This is a genomic window from Planococcus sp. TJ-307, assembly GCF_058268435.1.
Window position 1 is genome coordinate 494,423 of the sequence record NZ_JBZDOJ010000002.1, and the last position, 18,271, is coordinate 512,693.

Sequence of the window (18,271 nt, forward strand, 5' to 3'; positions counted from 1 at the left end):
GGTGAGGTTATTCAATGGTTTTGGCTTCGTTTGACGCTCATCAAAGCACCGGCAGCAACAATGCCGATCATGACGGACCAAAAGATGACGTTCCATAAAAGCGAGTGCGGAAAGTCATGCGGCAGCACGCCAATTTTTTCATGCGACAGGGTCAAAACAGCCAGTTTTACACCGACCCAACCCACCAAAACAAACGCGGCGGTTTCGAGCTGGGGATAACGTTCCAACAAAACAACAAACTTATGAGCCGCAAAGCGCATCAAAACTACCCCAATCAAGCCACCGGCAATCATGACCGAAAACTGCCCACCGTTAATGCCGCCAATGGTAAAGTCTCCCCAATGCGGCAGTGTCAGTGCCAAGGCGACCGCCGCGAGCATCGAGTCCACCGCAAAAGCGATGTCGGCAACTTCGATTTTTAGCACCGTCAGCCAGAAACCGGATTGTTTGCGCGGTTGATGACCCGATTGCTTTTGGTGATTGTTCTGATCCCGCAGATTCTTGCCAGCAATAAACAGCAAGTACAGAGCACCGAGGGCTTGAATTTGCCAGATGTTCACCAGCAAGGTAATCGCAAAAAGAGCCAAAAACCGAAACAAGAACGCCACCGATAACCCGTAAAACAATGCTTTTTTCTGCTGCGGTTTTGGCAAATGCTTCACCATCACTGCCATTACCACGGCGTTGTCCGCGGCAAGCAGACCTTCCAATCCGACCAGCACCAACAGAATCCAGGCATATTGCAACACTAGAACTTCCATGGCTCCTCTCCTCCTTTTCATCAAACAAAAAAGACCCCTGCCTAACTGATTAGGCAAAGGTCTCGCTGAGCATGTAATCTGCCATCACAACCGATGATGACGCATCATCATGTCCTGACGATTGTGAAAGAGGTGTTCCTCCAGCTACTCCCCCTTGGCTGAGGGCAATCCATTCAGTTTGCACAGTACCAAACAACTGTATCTCACGTCACGGGCTGAAAAATTACTGCATCCATTGAATTCTTTAGTTAGTTTATACCACCATTGGGTTTCTTCTTAAACCCCAAAAACAAGTTATTTTTAATGAAAAAAAGAGCGGAAGATTGCGCCTCCAGCTCTTATTTGATAGCAAAACGGATACTTATGTTTTACTGCATAACCCCATTCAGTTAGTCAGCGATTTTTTTGTTGTGTCCGGTCAGGCTGAAAAAGGCGATGGTGCCAAGGACGGATGTGCCGAATAGGATAGCCCCCATGGGAACTGCCGATGTTTCGTTAATGCCGACAAGTGGAGAGACCATCGCGCCAATGACCAAAGGCAGCATACCGACCACCGCACTGGCACTACCCGCGCGGTGCCCTTGTCCGCGCATGGCCAATGTAAACGAACTGGTGAAAATCATCCCGATGGCGATCATGTAGATGAAAATCGACGTGATGAGAGAAGCGAGCGGCCCTTCGATGATCGTCAGAACCAACAATACCGATGTTGCACTGACCGCAACAATCACGGCTCCCTGCAGCAGGCGGTGTTCAGAAACAAGGCCGCCAAATTTGCCGATGATGAAGCTGCCGAGAATCATGGCCAGGCCATTGATGCCAAACAATACACTGAAAGTTTGCGGCGACACCCCGTAAATGTCCTGGTAAACAAAAGGCGTTCCGGCAACGTAGGCAAAGCTGCCCCCATGGATCAGCCCGACAACCAGCGCATAGCCGATAAACGGACGTTCCTTGAACAGACTGCCCATTGTCCGGACCGAATGGCCAATCGAACTTGGCACACGCTGTTCCGGGGGCAAGGTTTCCGGCAACCGGAACATCACAACCACTACCATGATGAGTCCAAGCAAGCCCAGAAAATAAAAAATCGTTTCCCAGCCTGCAAACGGCAAAGCCAGGATGCCGCCCCCTGCAATCGGAGCGGCCATGGGAGCCACTGCGTTGATGACCATCAGCAAGGCAAAGAATTTGGTCATTTCCCGTCCTGTAAACACGTCACTGACGACAGCTCTGGATATTACGACACCACCAGAAGCGGTAAAGCCTTGAAGAAACCGGGCCGCAATCAATGTTTCAATATTCGGGGCAACAGCGCAAAGAACCGATGCCAGGGCAAACAAGATAACCGAAACAATTAAAGGTTTCCGCCGACCCATGGCATCACTGACAGATCCTACCACAATTTGCCCGGCAGCGAGGCCGATGAGACATGCCGTCAAGCTGAGCTGGACGAGCGACACATGCGCATCCAGCTCGTCTGCGATGGATGGAAAAGCCGGCAAGTACATATCGATGTTCAGCGGCGCCAAGACTCCCAGCATGCTGAGGATCAAGGCCAAGCCGAGCCGTTTTTTTCCTTTGGGGTTCTGCAACATAGTAAGAAAACACCTTTCACTTCTAAATAAATCCTTACTCACTATACAGCACTTGTGCGATGTCTGTCAGCTCTCTTTACAAAAGAAGAAGATTTCGTGTGTCAAGCAGATCCCAGGCTTTTAAAGAAGAAGGCATTTAATTCATTGGGTGACTTGGAAGCACTTTGTACCAAACCTCAACTTGCTGCTCGGTTTCAATTACCATGTTTTTTTCCAAGTGGATTTCACGTTCTTGCAGATGTTCAAAAAAGCGGACCCCTTTGCCAAGCAGCACAGGGGCAAAAGCAATCTGCAATTCATCAGCCAAATTGGCCTGAAGCAATTGCTGGCAAACATTGGCGCCTAACACCAACACATCTTTGCCGTTCGCCGCAATTTTTGCTTGCCGGATCGCCTCTTCGATGCCATCTGTGACAAAGGTGATCGTCAATTGATCATTTTCTTTTGGATGCTTAGCCGGCGGTGTATGCGTCAATACAAATAACGGCACTTGAAATTCGTAGTGATCGGCATAGCCATCCGTATCTTCAGCCATCTCAAAACTGTTGCGCCCCATGACCACAGCACCTGTATTTTCATCCGCTTTTTGAGTCGCCGCGTGCGGCTTGTAGCTTTCGTACAACATATCGATTTCCCCTTTGCGATCGTTAACAAATCCATCAAGTGAAACAATCATGCCAAAATATACTTTTGCCATAGCAATCTCTCCTCATTGATTTTTTTGGATAAAGGTCCGCACGGCATTTGAATCGTCTTGGTTTTTGGAAATCACGACAAGCTCGTCGCTGTCGACGGTGAGCAAGTAGCGATCATTGTAAAAGGCAATAAAAGACGGCGCTTTCCCACGCGCAATTGATTTAATGTAGGCCAGAACTTCGCTTGCGGCGATATCTTGTATCGTTACGCATCTAATTTGGACAGTGTCATCTTTTTTGTGTACAACATCCTCGCGCCAATTCTGAATACGGATGGTGTGGTGCAAGGATTGCTTTTCAAAGCTGCGAAAGTTCTTGTTAGTCCCGTTGGCATAGGATTTTAAAAAAGTAAGATCGATTTGGCCATGATCGGCAAACAAAAACAAGATGAAAGATTTCTGGAAAAAAGTCCTTCCTTTTAATTTACTTAAAGGAAGAACACAGCGCAGTGTGGAATCCACTTGAAAATATGGGCTTTGTTCATCCGAAAACAGTATGGTAAATTGTTGCTCCATTCTCTCCATTTATCGTTCTCCATTCTTAGTGCAAAAATAGTAACACTCAGACGTCTTTTTTCATCGCTTTAAAGCTCTTTTGGGTATTCTAGTTAATACTATTCGGTGAGTAGTTGTTTTGTTCCTCTTTTGTCTTACGAGTAAGTTGGCAATTTTTTTCTTTTGTTGTTGACGGTTTTGATTTTTAATGGTAAATCCTTAAGTAGATAACTACATTTCTATTTAAAAACGGCCTTTTAAGCTCGGTGAACAACTTTAAACCGCTCACATACGAGCAGCAGATCTTCAGAATAGCTCAGTTCATGTACAGCCAATTCCTGTGTGAAAAAATCTTTGTGTGCCTCCCACCAATATCGATAGTCTCCTTCGCCTTCTGCCAACGCAAATTCTTCAGGAACTTTGTTCATAGGAATCAAAGCAACGCTGGTCACTTGAATAATGGCAACTGGCAAATCGTTAAAGTTTAACACGATGCTGTATTGACCAACTTTTGGCATCGCCTCACCTTCGAGCTCATAAAGAACAGCCGCCGAACACGTAGCGGTTTTCTTACCCACTGCAACGAGTTGGGCTAAACGATCAGCATCCGCTCCAAACTGAAAAGCGTCATATTCTTCTGGCGGCTCTTTGCTTTGCCGCATCCAATATTCATTCCAAAAACCGCCTGTTTTTTCATTCATAAAAACACCTCAACTATTCATTTTTATTCATATATTTAAATGTTAAATCTATTCTTTCTCTATCGTAGTTAAAAATGCATTGGTTATATTCATAATACCAGACCATTAAAATACTTAGCTAAATAACATTCGGGTGAATTGTTCATTTATTTGCTCCATTCTTGAATAAGCTGTGCTACGATCTTGATAGTTGGATAAAATGTGTTAAAAAAAAGGGGTTTTCATATGATTCATGTTGTCACTGGAGAATCGGCTGCGGCCTGTTTAAGATCTGTTTTTCATCGGTTGGACCAACCGGTTATTGAGTTGCCTGTTGATTTTTCTGTCGGTCCCATCGCACAAATCCATCAAAAAAGAGGGATTTCAACTCGATTTGACTGGATAAAGCATTCTTTCAATCCCATTAAAGACCACTCGATTGAAAACCAGAACTTATACCTCACTTCTTTAGAAGCATTGCAAAATGTGAAAGACTCACAACAAGTGACCATCTGGACCTGCGACAATGCAGCAGAACAAATTGGACTGAGGATCTCCTGCTTTTTACTCAAGACAAAGCAAGTCGAGCTCTACATGGTAAACACACAACATGCAATAGATGACTATTTTAAAGACCAAGAGATGCAGCAAATCTTACGGCATTCGGGTGAATGCTGCAGCAAACAACTGGCGCATTTCTACAAATATTCCTCCATGGCAATTACGAAACAAATGAGAGGTGCTTTAGAAAATGACGCAGAAAAACTGCTTGACAGCAATGGCTTGCTCCGCTCTTGGAAACAAAACAACATTGTAGAGGACGAAGAAACTCGAGAAGATAAATTTATACTCGAATGCATCCAAAGAAACCTGGACCAATCACTAGAAAACGACTATGTGAAAACTGTTCGCATCGTTGGTGAGGTTCTCAGTTTATCAGATCAGTCGCTTTCGGATGTCTGGATCGATTACCGGATTCGTTCTTTGATTAAGAGCGGTCAATTAGCTTATCAAGGTGACCTTCACTCTATGTGCACGTATCAGGTCAAAGTACCCTTGTAAACCATCTGAAAAGGAGTGGTTTGCTTATAGATCCTTTCTTTCACTATATCCATTTTCTTCTTAACTAGCCATTTAATTTCCAATAAATAATGTATAATGGGAATAATCAATCTTTTTGATAATCATCTTCCCCGAGTTTTGTCTCTAGGAGGAAAGAACATTCACCTTGACAGTTCGAGTGATCTAACGCTCATTTGTAATCACAAGCTTTATGTAGGGCAGCTTAACGCTTTTACTGATGGCACCTGACAAATCAACACAGCTCTTAACTGCCTAACAGATAGCCTAAAATCGTTTTGTGAAAAGACTGTAGCACAAAAAAAGGAAACAATCCAAAACATTCGATTGCTTCCTTTTTCTTTTATACACCTGACTTATAAAAAAAACTCTTACTTATGCAGTGATTGGCAATAAGTTGAATGGTAACTTCATGCAATGAAAAGGAGGTGTGATTGATGAAAATCTTTTATTGGAATTTAAGCAATCGTGAAAAGTTCGTCCGCTCTCTTTGGGGAGGTTGCGGGGCTTTGCTGCTTTTGTATATTGCGGCCTATACTTACGAAGGGGATCCATTTGTTAAGTTCTATCTGCCGCTCGTCGCTACTGGATGCATGATCCTGTCATTCGTTTATAAATACCATAAATTAAAAAAGGGCGTGAATAAATGATTGATTATCGAATTGTATCTACAAATCTGTATGCCAATAAAGTCGGCGAACTAGTTTCAATGCTCGAACACACCCGAAACCTTACCTTGTATGAAATCTCGGAGTTAACTCAAGAAGAGCTCGACTATTTGCCGAATGACAGTTCAAATTCAATTGCCTCTCTCTTGCTGCATATTGCCTCAATTGAATTTGTCCATCAAATCGGATCGTTTGAACATAGAGACTTGACCGAAAATGAGACTAAAAAATGGAAAACTGCACTGGAACTGGGCACGGAAGCAAAAACAGCTATCAAAGAGTGCTCTGTTGATTACTACATAAATGAGTTGCTACAAGTTCGAAAGACAACGCTGCAACAATTGGCGTCTAAACAAGACAGCTGGCTATTTGAAGAAAACAAGTGGGAGAATGGCGTTCCCTATAATAACTTTTACTTATGGTTTCATGTGATGGAAGATGAAATCAGTCATCGAGGACAGATTCGGACGATTCAGCGACTTTTGCGAAATAAAAACATGGATTGGTAATAAATAGCTCCAGCTCTATATTCCTATAAATGAAAATGATCTTTAATCCAGCTAGCAACTGTTTTTGCATCGTGTTTCGTGCTATTAATTCGTACGTAGTTTTTCTCTTTTATCTCATCTGGCAATGAATTTAGACGATGTTTACTCATGGATTCAATTAGTTCCGACTCTGATTCTTCTACGTTACGCTTAGTTGGTTTGTGTTCAAGTCGATGCGCAGATTTATTGCGTTGCAGTCTCTCTTCAATATCTGCTTCCAGTTCGACGAAATAAACTTGCCCACCGACAGTTTCAAATATAGACTGTGTCTTTTTCACAAAAGCCCAATTTTCTTCCATATCAAATGCCCAAACATATGTGAAAATCATACCTATTCCATCACTTTGGGCGACTGATCTAAATATCTCTTCACGAAAAATAGTGGATAATCGCCATGTTTCAGCACCAAACCCGAATAGCGGATGCAACATATCGATTGTCATATGATTATGAAACAGTTTTAAAGACGTGATTTTCTCCAGTTCGTGTCCGACTGTCATTTTTCCCACAGCTTGAGGACCGAATAGCAGTATAAACTTCATAATACCTCCTGATAACATCCGTGTTTCCACGCCATTTTTTCACTACAACATACCATATTAAGAAGCATCAATCAGCACCTATACATAATCTCCTGCTGTCACATGCACCAAAGCATGTAACAGCAGGAGATTAGTAACACGATTCAACCAGTTCAATTCACTTTCTTCTGTCCATTCCAATACATTTCACGCAAGCGGAACTTTTGTAACTTGCCCGTAGCTGTCTTTGGCAGCGCTTCGACAAACTCGATCGACTTCGGTGCTTTGAAATGCGCCATGTTGTCGCGGGTGTAGCTGATGATTTCCTGTTCAGTCACTGCTGCTCCCGGCTGCAGGACGATAATAGCTTTTGGCACTTCTCCCCATTTTTCATCCGGAACAGCGATGACCGCAACTTCCATAATATCCGGATGTTTGTACAAGACCCCTTCAATTTCCGTAGAAGAAATATTTTCGCCGCCGGAAATGATCATGTCCTTGATCCGGTCCTGGATTTCAATATAACCGTCTGGATACGTAACAGCCAAATCTCCCGTATAAAACCAGCCATCACGAATCGCTTCTGCGGTTTTTTCCGGATCTTTGTAATAGCCGCTCATGACGACGTTGCCGCGTGTGACAATTTCGCCCAACTCTTTGCCATTCCATTCGACTTCTTTGCCATCTTCCTGATTGACGACTTTGGTTTCGCCGTTAAACGCCAGTTCAATGCCTTGGCGTGCTTTAATGGTTGCTTGTTCGTCCGGAGTTTTGCCATCAAACTCTTTTTTCCATTCGTTGTACAAAATGAATGGCGAAGTTTCGGTTAATCCGTAAACATGCATCATATTCAACCCGAGTAGATCTTGGGCTTTGCCGATCAATGCAGCAGCAGGCGGAGCGCCAGCAGTCCCCATACGCGGGTTGGTGGTGATGTTGACGGTTTTTGCTTTTGGTTCATTGACGAGCATATTGACAACTGTTGGTGCACCGCACAGAACGGTAATGCTATGTGTTTCAAATAGATCGAGTATGAGCGGTGGATCGACTTTTCGCAGGCAGACATGCGTGCCGCCCGCTGCTGTAATGGCCCACACGCCGCCCCAGCCATTGGCATGGAACATCGGTAAGGTATGCAAATAAACATCATCGTGGACCACTTTCAAATGATAAAGGAAGTTGGCCGCATTCAAGTAATTGCTGCGATGCGACAGCATGACCCCTTTCGGATTAGAAGTGGTGCCGCTCGTATAATTCAGTGTCAGCATTTGGTTTTCATCAATCCTTACATCCGGCAGCATGAATCCTTCGTCTACCAGAATGAAATCTTCATAAGAAATGCCGTCGATGTTTGACTCGTGGCCATCGACTTTCACCACAATAAATTTTTCAATCGGCAGTTTGTCCTGAATGTCTTCGATCAGTTTGCCGAACTCGGCATCAACGATTAAGGTTTTAGCGTCACTATGGTTAATGATGTATTCCAAGTCTTTTGCCGCCAACCGGTAATTGAGCGGCACCATGACCGCGCCAATCTGGCTAATTCCATAAAAGCATTCCAGCATGTAATGGGTGTTAGGCAACATAACCGCGACATGTTCGCCTTCTTGAATGCCTGAATGGTGCAAAGCAAATGCTAGGCGGTCTGACCGATCACCGAATTCTTTGTATGTAAATGTTTTTTCTTCATCGATGATGGCCACTTTTTCTGGATAATACTTAACGGCTCGGCGCTTCCAATCGATGGGTGTCAATGGTGCAAGCATAGTTTGGCCCCTTTCGTCTTTAAAATCGTTCACTGTTATAGATCAAGTATAGGTAGCCCCGGAATCTGTGTCAACACAGTTTTCGGAATGGATTGACAATTCAGGCAGATCAAGAAAAACCGGCTCCTCTTTTTTGTAAGCAGCCGGTTTTTTTGCACCTATGGACTATTCAATTAGCAATTGCTTTCGGGAAGGCCTTCCAGTACCAGGCCGCCATTTTTAAAATCCAGCGATACTTCGTCTACCATGGTGCTGACGCGTTCATCCAGCGCCACACGGATGCCGTTGACTTCTTTGATTACGTCGCCTTGTTCCGGTGCGTCCATTGATAAGCCGAATTGCGGTCCGCAACAACCTTGTCCGGCGAAATAAAGGCGAATGCCTTCTGCCGTTTTTTCTTTCATTGATTCTAAAAGCATTTCTTTCGCTGGTTGTGTGATGTTCATTGAAAATCCCCCTTTTATTTAGCAACAAGTTGTTTCATTTTTTCATAGCCGATGCTGTCTTGAGACTGCCACGGAATTAACGCGGTCTGTTCAGCCAACTCATGGCTGACTTTACGGATCCATGGCCATTCACTGTAAGCTTTTGCCTGCAGAAGCGCCTCGGTTGTGCCAGTGCCCGCAAGACTTTGGTTAATGATCCAGTTTTTTGCTTGAATGCCCGCTCGCTTTAAATCTTCCTGCAGACGTGCTGCTTCAAACACCGGGGTTGCTTCTGGCAGCGTGACAAGCAAGACATCGGTTTCTTTCGGATTGCGCAGACGCGGAAGCAAGTTTTGGACACTTTCCGGAATTTCACCGGTTGAGCGTTCCAACTCCTTGTGATAAGTCTGCGTGGCATCCAACAGCAGCAATGTATGGCCCGTCGGAGCGGTATCGATGATGACAATCTCATTGTCCGCTTTGGCCACCACTTCTGCAAATGCACGAAATACGGCGATTTCTTCGGTGCACGGAGAACGCAGATCTTCTTCCAAATACGCACGTGCTTCGTCGTCCAGTGGACCGGCCGCTTCCATCACTTGTTCTTTATATGCTTCTACTTGCAGCTCCGGATCGATTCGCGAAACCGTCAAGTGGTCTCCACCAGTCCCTTCAAAGCGGTCTGCCAGATGAGCCGCCGGATCTGTCGTCGTTAAATGCACGTGGTGGCCTTTTTCAGACAACCCCACAGCAAGCAGTGAAGCAACCGTCGTTTTGCCGACACCGCCTTTGCCCATGGTTAAAATGACACGCGTGTTCTGCGATGAATAATAGTCCACCATGTCCTTTAAACTATCCAGTTCTGCAAGAGAATGAACCGTGTTTCCAATCGACGCTGGACGCCATTCCGGCTCGTGGAACAAACGCCGCAAATTGGCTATGCCGGTCAGCGAAAACGCAACAAATGGCAAACTGTACGCTGGTAAGGTCCTCAAATGGGCGGGCATTTCGTTTAATGCTTGTTTATGCTGGTGCGCGAATGCGCCAGACACTTTGTCTTCATTTTGAACCGGTGAATAAACACCATTCAAGATCAGCACCTGATTTTCAATGCCTATGGTTTCGAGTTCCTGAGACGCACGGGACGCTTCTTTGAAAGAAGCCGTATCCGGACGCGCCACCAGGACGAGTGTGGTTTGAGTTGAATCTGATAATGCCTGAACCGTTTTGGCATAAAGGTCTTTTTTGGCATCCAGTCCTGCAAGTGGCCCAAGACAAGAGGCACCATGAGTCGAATCATCCAAAAAGCCGCTCCAGGCAGTTGGCAGTTTTAACAGCCTTAAGGTATGGCCAGTAGGTGCCGTATCAAAGAGGATGTGGTCATAATCGTCCATAACCTTCTCATCTGCCAATAGCTTGGTGAATTCATCAAATGCCGCAATTTCAACCGTGCAAGCACCCGACAGTTGTTCTTCCATTTGGTCGACAACTGCTTCCGGCAATTTGCCGCGGTAGGGCCCTACAACCGACTCCCGATACGTACGTGCCGCTTCTTCTGGATCGAGGTTGCAGGCAAATAAATTTTGGATGCCATCAACAGCTTGAGGTTCATTGGTTAATTCCATGCCAAAGACGTCTTGCAGGTTGGACGCCGGATCTGTGCTAACCAGCAACACGCGCTTGCCTGTGTCAGCTAAAGCAACAGCTGTCGCTGAAGCAGTTGACGTTTTGCCGACTCCGCCTTTTCCAGTGAAGAACAGAAAGGGTGTGGAGCTGACGTGAGCTGGTTGGAATGTTCCGTTCATCATTTCGCACCTGATGATGCAATTGTGACGTTCAATGGATTGCTTGGCTGTTTACCCATCTGCAATTCGGCTGCGTCCACTCCGAACCATTCAGAAAATTCTAGAGCCGTGGGGTAATCTCCGGTTTTAACGACTTCGCCATCAACCAAAACCACTGGCAACGACTCGACGCCTTTATCAAACAACAGGGCGTTGACTTTCCTGTTTTCCACAAAAGCAGCTGGATCATTTCCTAAATTAAAACGTTTGATGCTAAATCCTTTTTTCTCAAGCGAAAAAACAGCAGCTGCTACAGCGGTCAGTTTCGGATCCACAACAGGTCCGCAAACACCGGTATCGCAGCACATCGCTGGATCGTATATCGTCACTTTTGTCATCGGTCATTCTCCTTTAACGTTCAGTTTCCAGTTTTAGCGAAAGTTTCGATGCGTGTGCCGATTGCATCTCGAACCGTTTGGAATACGGCCCATTTTTCTTCATCGGTTCCTTGTGCTTTTGCCGGATCCTCAAAGCCCCAATGTTCACGTCTCACGTGAGGTGGAGTCATCGGGCATTTATCAGCTGCATCCCCGCAAAGCGTAACCACGAAATCCGCATTGTTCAACAAGTCCATATCGATGATGTCTGAAGACTGGGCAGAAATATCAATGTCCACTTCATTCATGGCTTTTACCGCATTCGGGTTTAATCCATGGGCTTCAATTCCTGCACTGTAAACATCCCATTCACCTGCTAAATGCTGTTTTGCCCAGCCCTCAGCCATTTGGCTGCGGCATGAATTTCCTGTGCATAAAAAATAAATAGTTTTTTTCGTCATGAGTATAAGTTCTCCTTTTATCGTCCTATAGTAGTTAAACGTACTCTAGCAGCAATCCACGGGCGCTTCTTTTGCACGCAATGCCAGCAGTTGTGGATCGGTATCTTCAATATGACTTAAAATATCCTGCAGCAGCGGTGCATGAACAGATTCCTGATTCATGGAATAAAACCGCCATTGCCCTTTTCTGTTTTCTGTTACAAGTCCCGCAGATTTTAACTTGCGCAAATGCTGGCTGATGGCCGGCTGGCTCATGTCAAACATCTCAACAAATTGGCAAACGCACAATTCATCGGCTTCCACCAGCTTCATCATGAACAAGCGGGTTGGATCACTCACTGCTTTTAAGCAAACGGTAACGTCAGCTGCAGATGGTTTGGTTAAGGTCTTCATTCGGATCCACTCCTTCGCGCCTAGTATATAACGTTATGATTATATAAGTCAATCGTTATAAAACAACATTTAGATTAAATCAATTTTTTTTGATTTAATTCTTGCAACAAGAACTTATCAAGGCTATGCTTATTTCATCAAATAAAATTGATTAACAGAAAGCAGGAAACTGGAATGGCTCAACAAACAGAACAGACAGCTGCGATTCACGCACCTTACAAAGCTTATGCTCAAAAATTTAAAGCTTTGGCCGATCCAAAACGATTGGAGTTACTGGAATTGATTGCGCGGAAACAATCAGTCTGTGTATGTGACCTGGTAGACGAAATGGCCATGCCCCAATCAAAACTGTCCTATCACTTGAAAATCTTATTAACTGCTGGTCTTGTGACGAAGGAAACAAAAGGCACGTGGAGCTATTATGCGTTAAAAACAGCTGAAATCGATCGGTTGTTGCCGGAAGAGCTCTTCCGGATGATCAGCCCCGATTAGCAAAACTCCTTTTTCAAACTGCAGTTATCGGAAAGACATGGAACAGTGCTCACAAATGAAATCTAATCATAGAAGGAGTGTTTCACAATGACCCCCACTTTGCCCGTAGCGATCATCGGCGGCGGACCTGCAGGACTGGCGGCTGCTGCCCATCTGGTCCAGTACCAGCAACCCTTTGTGTTAGTTGAATCTGGTCCCACACTTGGCACCCATTTCTTCGAATATGGCCACGTTCGGTTGTTCTCGACTTGGCGTTACAATATCGATGCGGCATCCAAAAAACTATTTGAGCAGCATGGACTGGCATTGCCCAATCCCAACGAACTGCCTACTGGCAAAGAAATTGCTGAACTGTACTTGCAGCCGCTGGGACAACTCCCCGAGCTGGAACCGTTTATTCACTTAAACAGCCGGGTCATTCACATTCAGCGGCAAGGACTGGATAAAATGAAGTCAGCTAATCGTGAGGAAAAACCTTTTGAACTCGTTTTTGAAAATGAGACAGGTACAAGAGAAACGATACTTGCACGGGCAGTGATCGATGCGACTGGTACGTGGCAAAACCCCAACCCGGTTGTGTCCGGTGGTCCAAATGAAGCAACAGAAGGGGTGGATACCGGCATTCCAGACATTTTAGGAGCCGACCAAAAGCGCTTTGAAAACAAACGTGTTGCTGTGGTTGGAAGCGGACATTCCGCTTTAAATTCCCTGTTGGAGCTTGTTGCACTGAAGGAAGTGTTTCCGGAGACGCAAATCACCTGGATGGTCCGAAAAACATCCATTGAACAAGCACTGGGCGGAGGTGATGCAGACCAATTGCCCGAGCGTGGTGCTCTAGGACAACGAGTCAAAGCTTTGCTGGATGACGGACAAATAGATGTAAAAACGGCATGCTTGGTTAAATCCTTGAAGATAGATCAAGAGCAAATTGTGTTGCATGCTCAACAAAACGGCCTTGCGATGGAGCTTGGTCCATTCGATCGGGTGATTGCCAATACCGGTGCTCACCCGAACTTCGATTTTTTGCGTGAGATTCGCTATGCTTTTGACCCAGCTACTGAAAGTGTGCCAGCGCTGGCGCCGCTAATTGATCCAAATGTCCATAGCTGCGGCACGGTTCGGCCACACGGCGAGCAGGAATTGCGGCAGCCAGAAAAAGACTTCTACATCATTGGTGCAAAAAGCTACGGACGTGCCCCAACTTTCCTCATGGCAACAGGCTTTGAACAAGCACGTTCCGTAGTGGCTCACTTAGCGGGCGATTTCCAAGCCGCAAAACGTGTCGAACTGGATCTTCCAGAAACCGGTGTCTGCAACAGCCGGCCGTTAGTATTCACTATTTCCGGGACAGATGCTGGAAACAGTTGTTGTTAAAATTCAAACCATTCATTTTTATATTCTATTCATATTCATTCATTTTTTGAGCGGGTGTTATGAATGAATAATTTAAATAAAAAAAGACTTGCATGTCAAAATGACTGCAAGTCTTTTTTATTCAGCTATTCAAAAACAATATATCCTTACTACTTACCATTAAGTCAATCCTTTGACCAGGCTCTACTCCTCGAACTTCCCGACTGGTGAAACTGCATATTAACGTATAATCGCTCACTTCTACTTTAGCAGAGTAAAAACCATGATTGAAATTTTTCTGTTGAATAACTCCTTTGAAATGAATAGAATCCAATTCACCAATTTCCTCTGAAACTAATTGAATAGACTCCGGATGAATAACCAATGCACCAGAGCCTTCTGGAATAAAATGTTGAATGTGAAATTCAAATCCCTGATTATTAGATACAAAGCGATTGTTTGTAATGGTTCCCTCAATAATATTTTTCAGTCCCAAAAATGAAGCGACTTTGGTATTTATGGGCCGTTCGTATAGTTCTTCTGGTTTGCCCACTTGCAATAGCTTTCCTTCGCTCATCACGCCGATGCGATCCGACAAATAAAATGCTTCTTCACGGTCGTGGGTAACAAACAGGACGGTCACTTGAAATTCTTTTTGAATGCGGCTGAGCAGCTCTCTCATTTCTTCACGGAGGCTCGGGTCCAGTGCACTGAACGGTTCATCCATTAATAACACCCGCGGTTTAGCAACCAATGCCCGTGCCAAAGCTACGCGCTGCTGTTGGCCGCCGCTTAGTTGGTGCGGAAACCGTTCGCCGAATCCATTGAGCCCGACATGCTGGAGCATACTGCGCGCATCGGTCAGCCGTTCTTTTTTGCTGACTTTTTGCATTTTCAACCCAAATGCCACATTATCTTCTACTGTCATGTGCGGAAACAACAGCGATTGCTGAAACACCATAGCGAACCTTCTGAATTCTGGAGCAACTGATGTTAAGTTATCTTCCCCCACCCAGATTTCCCCATTGTCTGCAGGCAACAATCCGGCTACTAATTTCAGCAAGGTTGTTTTTCCGCAGCCGGAAGGGCCCAACAAGGAAAAAAATTCCCCTTCGTTGATGGTCAGCGTGACCGGCTTCAGAGAAAAGGCAGTAGCATTTTCTTGTTTGGTTTGCGAGTAATGCTTTTCAATGTCGATAATGCGCAAGTCACTCATGTTTTTACTCCTTTAGCCGTCCATTGTAGCGGATTTCTTATTTTTGTAGTAGTTCTTTAAAGCAACGTCCATTCCCAGCAGCGTGAGTATTGCGATGCCTGCGTATAGCAAAGAATATGCCGAAGCTACGGCAGGATCTCCTCCACTGATAAACGGGAACAACAAAATTGGCAGTGTGACAACCTGTCCGGAGCCAATGATAAACGTGATCAAGTACTGGCTCAAAGAAATCAGGATGCTCAAACTTGCTCCCGCTGCAATGCCCGGCAACAAATGGGGCAAGACGATATGAACAAAACGGGAAATCGGCCCAGCGCCAAGCATGCGTGCCTGATTCTCCCATTCTACCGACAAGGTGTTATAACTGATCATGATGGCGCGCACCATGTACGGCAAAGTTGGTGAAATATGTGCCAGCACCACCCCAAAGATTGTCTCGGTCAAACCGAGGCGCAAAAAGGTCAAATGGATGCCCATCACAGCGACAAATGGCGGAATCACAATCGGGGCGAAAATAATTGCCTCCATCAGCCATTTTCCACGGAAAGAATAGCGAACCAGTGCATTCGCAGCAGGTACAGCTAACAGTACGTTTAGAGCTGTGACAACAAACGCAATCAATAAGCTGGCTCCAATTGCCGACCAGGTTCCCGCGCTTCCGGACAGAACATAGGTCCACGCACGGAAGCTGAAGGATTCTGGCCAAACATTTGGCCATTGCCAGCCAAAAGACACACTCGACAAAATCAACGGAACAAAAGGCAATGCTATCAGTGCAAATACCAGAAAGAATAAAACTGAATTCAGTAAACGGCGCGGACTTTGCATCAATCCCACCCCTTTAGCACATTCCAGCGCTTGCTGAAGTAGTAAACGACGAGACCCAATAATATGGTCAGTGCTGCAAGTATGATGTTGACAGCCAGTGCTTCTGGCCGGTCAGTTAAAGTCCCGCTCGTATACAGCTGATAAGAGAAAACCGGCAGCATGCTCGGATACGTGACCCCCAGCAAAAATGGCACTTCAAAAGCTGAAAAGGTAAAGACGAAAACAATAAAAGTCGCAATTGTCCAGGCTGGCAGTACGGCCGGCAGAACAATTTCACGAACAAAATTCCAGTTGCCTGCCCCGTAAACACGCGCAACATCCCGCCACGATCGATGTATTCGGGCCAACACGGGATAGATCAACAAAGACACAAAAGGAGCTTCTTTCCAAGCATAGGTGAAGATAATGCCCCAGCCGAATGGGTCATTGACCAAAACCGGGAAATCTGTAATTTCATCAATCAAGCCAGCAGAAGCAAGTACTTTTGACAAAAAACCACTTTGCATAAAGAGCAGCACAATGACATAGCCGCCCACCAAATGCGGAATGGTTAAAGGCAATTGAAACAGCCGGTGCCACACTTGGGCAGCGCCTGACTTTGAAGATTCATTCAGCATAAACAGCGAGATTGCGATTCCTGCTCCCAGCACTGCCGAAATCACTGACGACAGGGCGGCTACTCGAAATGTCAAACTGAGTGATTCCCAAAAATCAGGTGATTGGAACAGGTTTGTATAAGCCGTCAATTCAAAGCCTGTTTCACCGATAGCCGGGAAATAGCCTAGACTTTTCAAAAATCCATCAAAAAGTCCTCCAAAAAACAGGAGGACAATGGTGCCGATGGCTGGCAGCAGCAAAAGATACGGTTTAGTCTTTCGCCACATGTTCCATCCATCCTTTTTCGAGAATCTCAATGTAATCTGCCGATAATTCCGGCAATTGGTGGCTTTCCAGCTCTTCCAGCGGCAATGTGGCTTCACCCAAATCCACATCGTTCATTGCTTGCTGCTGCTCTGGCGACAATTTTTCCAGATCCAATGCGGATAAGTCTCCCCAGTTCTCAGGAGACAATTTCGCGGTTTGTGCTTCTGGCGACATCAGGTCATTGATGGCTACCATCGCTGCCGCTTTTGCAGAAGAATTGAATGGAATTGACAAGAAATGCGTATTGGCGAGTGTCCCCTCGTCCAGAACAAAAGTGCGGGTCGATTCAGGGAATCGGCCTTTCAACACCTCACTGGCAGCAAGCGCCGGATCGTAGCTCATGGTCATGCCAATTTCACCACTTGCATACAGCTGATCTTGCTTGGCCAAACTTTCCGGATACGTTTCTCCCTCGCGCCACAAGTACGGTTCAATATCATTTAAATATTGCCACATCGGTTCCAATCGTTCTTCTAAATCGGCAATGTCCGCCGCTGGCTGCTGGTATTGCTCGTAGCCGCCAGTTGTTTCATAAAGCACGTGGCGAATAAAAGCACTGCCCGTAAAGTCAGGCAACGCCGGATATGTAAACTGTCCGGGATTGTCCTGGACCCACTCGGCCAGTTCCTCCATTGATTTTGGCGGCATTGCTGATTTATTTTCGTCATGGACAAATACGAATTGTGCTTTTCCCCACGGCGCTTCTAAGCCATTAACAGGTTCACCGAAATCAGCCACGATTTCGGGAGCTTCCTGATCGATATAGTCGTTAAAATTCGGCAACTGGTTGGTAAAATCCCCCCACAGCAGTTCATTATCTTTGGCGGCCTTGAAATTTTCACCGTTGATCCAAATAATGTCCATGCTGCCATCGGTTTTACCTGCTGATTTTTCATCCACCAATTGATTGATGATGTCTTGCGAATCGTTCATCGGCACGCGTTTCAGCTCAACGGCATGTTCTTCTTTCAGACGTGGAGCCACCCATTCGTCGAGGTAACGGTTGATGTTGTCGTTGCCGCCCCACATGTACATATTGACTTCCTGCCCTGATGAAGCCTCAGTTACTTCCTGCCAATCGGCAGTCAGCAAGCTGTCAGCACTCTCAACTGCATCGCTTCCCGTTTCTGATGAACACCCGGCGATCGACAGTGCAAGGATACCGGGCACTATTGCTAAAGATTTTTTCATTTGTTTCACTTCCTAA

General features: G+C 45.5%; 21 protein-coding genes. 5 read left to right on the plus strand and 16 right to left on the minus strand.

The features are described 5' to 3' along the window. Positions 1 to 11: 11 nt before the first annotated feature. From AC4EHK_RS08770 to AC4EHK_RS08790, 5 genes are all read right to left on the minus strand, one after another. Positions 12 to 761: a TerC family protein gene (locus tag AC4EHK_RS08770; RefSeq protein ID WP_490978415.1), complete on the minus strand. Its 750-nt coding sequence runs from the start codon at positions 759 to 761 to the stop codon at positions 12 to 14. A 389-nt stretch (positions 762 to 1,150) separates the two neighbouring features. Beyond that, on the minus strand, positions 1,151 to 2,359 hold the full coding sequence (locus AC4EHK_RS08775) for a Bcr/CflA family efflux MFS transporter (protein ID WP_490978416.1): 1,209 nt from the start codon (positions 2,357 to 2,359) through the stop codon (positions 1,151 to 1,153). A 136-nt stretch (positions 2,360 to 2,495) separates the two neighbouring features. Beyond that, on the minus strand, positions 2,496 to 3,056 hold the full coding sequence (locus AC4EHK_RS08780) for a dihydrofolate reductase family protein (protein ID WP_490978417.1): 561 nt from the start codon (positions 3,054 to 3,056) through the stop codon (positions 2,496 to 2,498). Positions 3,057 to 3,068: 12 nt separating this feature from the next. Beyond that, positions 3,069 to 3,578 carry a hypothetical protein gene (locus AC4EHK_RS08785; RefSeq protein ID WP_490978418.1) on the minus strand — a complete coding sequence of 170 codons (510 nt, stop codon included), beginning with the start codon at positions 3,576 to 3,578 and terminating at the stop codon, positions 3,069 to 3,071. A gap of 227 nt (positions 3,579 to 3,805) precedes the next feature. Further along, entirely contained in the window at positions 3,806 to 4,249 is a 444-nt protein-coding gene (locus tag AC4EHK_RS08790; RefSeq protein ID WP_490978419.1) for an ASCH domain-containing protein, read from the minus strand. A gap of 225 nt (positions 4,250 to 4,474) precedes the next feature. On the opposite strand from AC4EHK_RS08790, the gene AC4EHK_RS08795 reads away from it, so the two are divergent. The 3 genes from AC4EHK_RS08795 (at position 4,475) to AC4EHK_RS08805 (ending at position 6,485) form a co-directional block, all read left to right on the plus strand. Beyond that, positions 4,475 to 5,290, plus strand: coding sequence for a DUF1835 domain-containing protein (locus tag AC4EHK_RS08795; protein WP_490978420.1), 816 nt, complete (start codon positions 4,475 to 4,477; stop codon positions 5,288 to 5,290). Positions 5,291 to 5,745: 455 nt separating this feature from the next. Continuing rightward, positions 5,746 to 5,958, plus strand: coding sequence for a hypothetical protein (locus tag AC4EHK_RS08800; RefSeq protein WP_490978421.1), 213 nt, complete (start codon positions 5,746 to 5,748; stop codon positions 5,956 to 5,958). Continuing rightward, positions 5,955 to 6,485, plus strand: coding sequence for a DinB family protein (locus tag AC4EHK_RS08805; RefSeq protein ID WP_490978422.1), 531 nt, complete (start codon positions 5,955 to 5,957; stop codon positions 6,483 to 6,485). Before AC4EHK_RS08800 ends, AC4EHK_RS08805 begins: the two co-directional genes overlap by 4 nt. Before the next feature lie 23 nt (positions 6,486 to 6,508). Here the strand turns inward: AC4EHK_RS08805 and AC4EHK_RS08810 are convergent, their stop codons facing one another. The 7 genes from AC4EHK_RS08810 to AC4EHK_RS08840 form a co-directional block, all read right to left on the minus strand. Further along, the gene (locus AC4EHK_RS08810; protein ID WP_490978423.1) at positions 6,509 to 7,066 is read right to left on the minus strand and encodes a DEAD/DEAH box helicase family protein; all 558 of its coding nucleotides are present in this window, start codon (positions 7,064 to 7,066) and stop codon (positions 6,509 to 6,511) included. 152 nt (positions 7,067 to 7,218) lie between these two features. Next, positions 7,219 to 8,811 (minus strand): long-chain-fatty-acid--CoA ligase, encoded by a 1,593-nt coding sequence (locus AC4EHK_RS08815; protein WP_490978424.1) that lies wholly within the window; start codon positions 8,809 to 8,811, stop codon positions 7,219 to 7,221. A gap of 173 nt (positions 8,812 to 8,984) precedes the next feature. Continuing rightward, entirely contained in the window at positions 8,985 to 9,257 is a 273-nt protein-coding gene (locus tag AC4EHK_RS08820; protein WP_490978425.1) for an iron-sulfur cluster biosynthesis family protein, read from the minus strand. A gap of 14 nt (positions 9,258 to 9,271) precedes the next feature. Further along, on the minus strand, positions 9,272 to 11,041 hold the full coding sequence (arsA, locus tag AC4EHK_RS08825; RefSeq protein WP_490978426.1) for an arsenical pump-driving ATPase: 1,770 nt from the start codon (positions 11,039 to 11,041) through the stop codon (positions 9,272 to 9,274). Continuing rightward, positions 11,041 to 11,418: an arsenite efflux transporter metallochaperone ArsD gene (gene arsD / locus AC4EHK_RS08830; RefSeq protein WP_490978427.1), complete on the minus strand. Its 378-nt coding sequence runs from the start codon at positions 11,416 to 11,418 to the stop codon at positions 11,041 to 11,043. Before arsD ends, arsA begins: the two co-directional genes overlap by 1 nt. 20 nt (positions 11,419 to 11,438) lie before the next feature. Continuing rightward, positions 11,439 to 11,858 carry an arsenate reductase (thioredoxin) gene (gene arsC, locus AC4EHK_RS08835; protein WP_490978428.1) on the minus strand — a complete coding sequence of 140 codons (420 nt, stop codon included), beginning with the start codon at positions 11,856 to 11,858 and terminating at the stop codon, positions 11,439 to 11,441. 45 nt (positions 11,859 to 11,903) lie between these two features. Then, positions 11,904 to 12,251 (minus strand): ArsR/SmtB family transcription factor, encoded by a 348-nt coding sequence (locus tag AC4EHK_RS08840; protein WP_490978429.1) that lies wholly within the window; start codon positions 12,249 to 12,251, stop codon positions 11,904 to 11,906. A 174-nt stretch (positions 12,252 to 12,425) separates the two neighbouring features. Between AC4EHK_RS08840 and AC4EHK_RS08845 the strand changes: the two genes are divergently transcribed. Next, a complete protein-coding gene (locus AC4EHK_RS08845) occupies positions 12,426 to 12,743 on the plus strand; it encodes an ArsR/SmtB family transcription factor (RefSeq protein WP_490978430.1) in 318 nt (105 codons plus the stop codon). Between the two features lie 87 nt (positions 12,744 to 12,830). Continuing rightward, entirely contained in the window at positions 12,831 to 14,117 is a 1,287-nt protein-coding gene (locus tag AC4EHK_RS08850) for an NAD(P)-binding domain-containing protein (RefSeq protein WP_490978431.1), read from the plus strand. A gap of 121 nt (positions 14,118 to 14,238) precedes the next feature. On the opposite strand, the gene AC4EHK_RS08855 is transcribed toward AC4EHK_RS08850, so the two are convergent. From AC4EHK_RS08855 to AC4EHK_RS08870, 4 genes are read right to left on the minus strand one after another with little or no spacing between them, the layout of a single operon-like run. Further along, on the minus strand, positions 14,239 to 15,312 hold the full coding sequence (locus tag AC4EHK_RS08855) for an ABC transporter ATP-binding protein (protein WP_490978432.1): 1,074 nt from the start codon (positions 15,310 to 15,312) through the stop codon (positions 14,239 to 14,241). 12 nt (positions 15,313 to 15,324) lie between these two features. Then, entirely contained in the window at positions 15,325 to 16,140 is an 816-nt protein-coding gene (locus AC4EHK_RS08860; RefSeq protein ID WP_490978433.1) for an ABC transporter permease, read from the minus strand. Then, a complete protein-coding gene (locus tag AC4EHK_RS08865) occupies positions 16,140 to 17,024 on the minus strand; it encodes an ABC transporter permease (RefSeq protein ID WP_490978434.1) in 885 nt (294 codons plus the stop codon). Before AC4EHK_RS08865 ends, AC4EHK_RS08860 begins: the two co-directional genes overlap by 1 nt. Next, positions 17,008 to 18,255: an ABC transporter substrate-binding protein gene (locus tag AC4EHK_RS08870; protein WP_490978435.1), complete on the minus strand. Its 1,248-nt coding sequence runs from the start codon at positions 18,253 to 18,255 to the stop codon at positions 17,008 to 17,010. The genes AC4EHK_RS08865 and AC4EHK_RS08870 overlap by 17 nt, the downstream gene beginning before the upstream one ends. Positions 18,256 to 18,271: the final 16 nt, after the last annotated feature.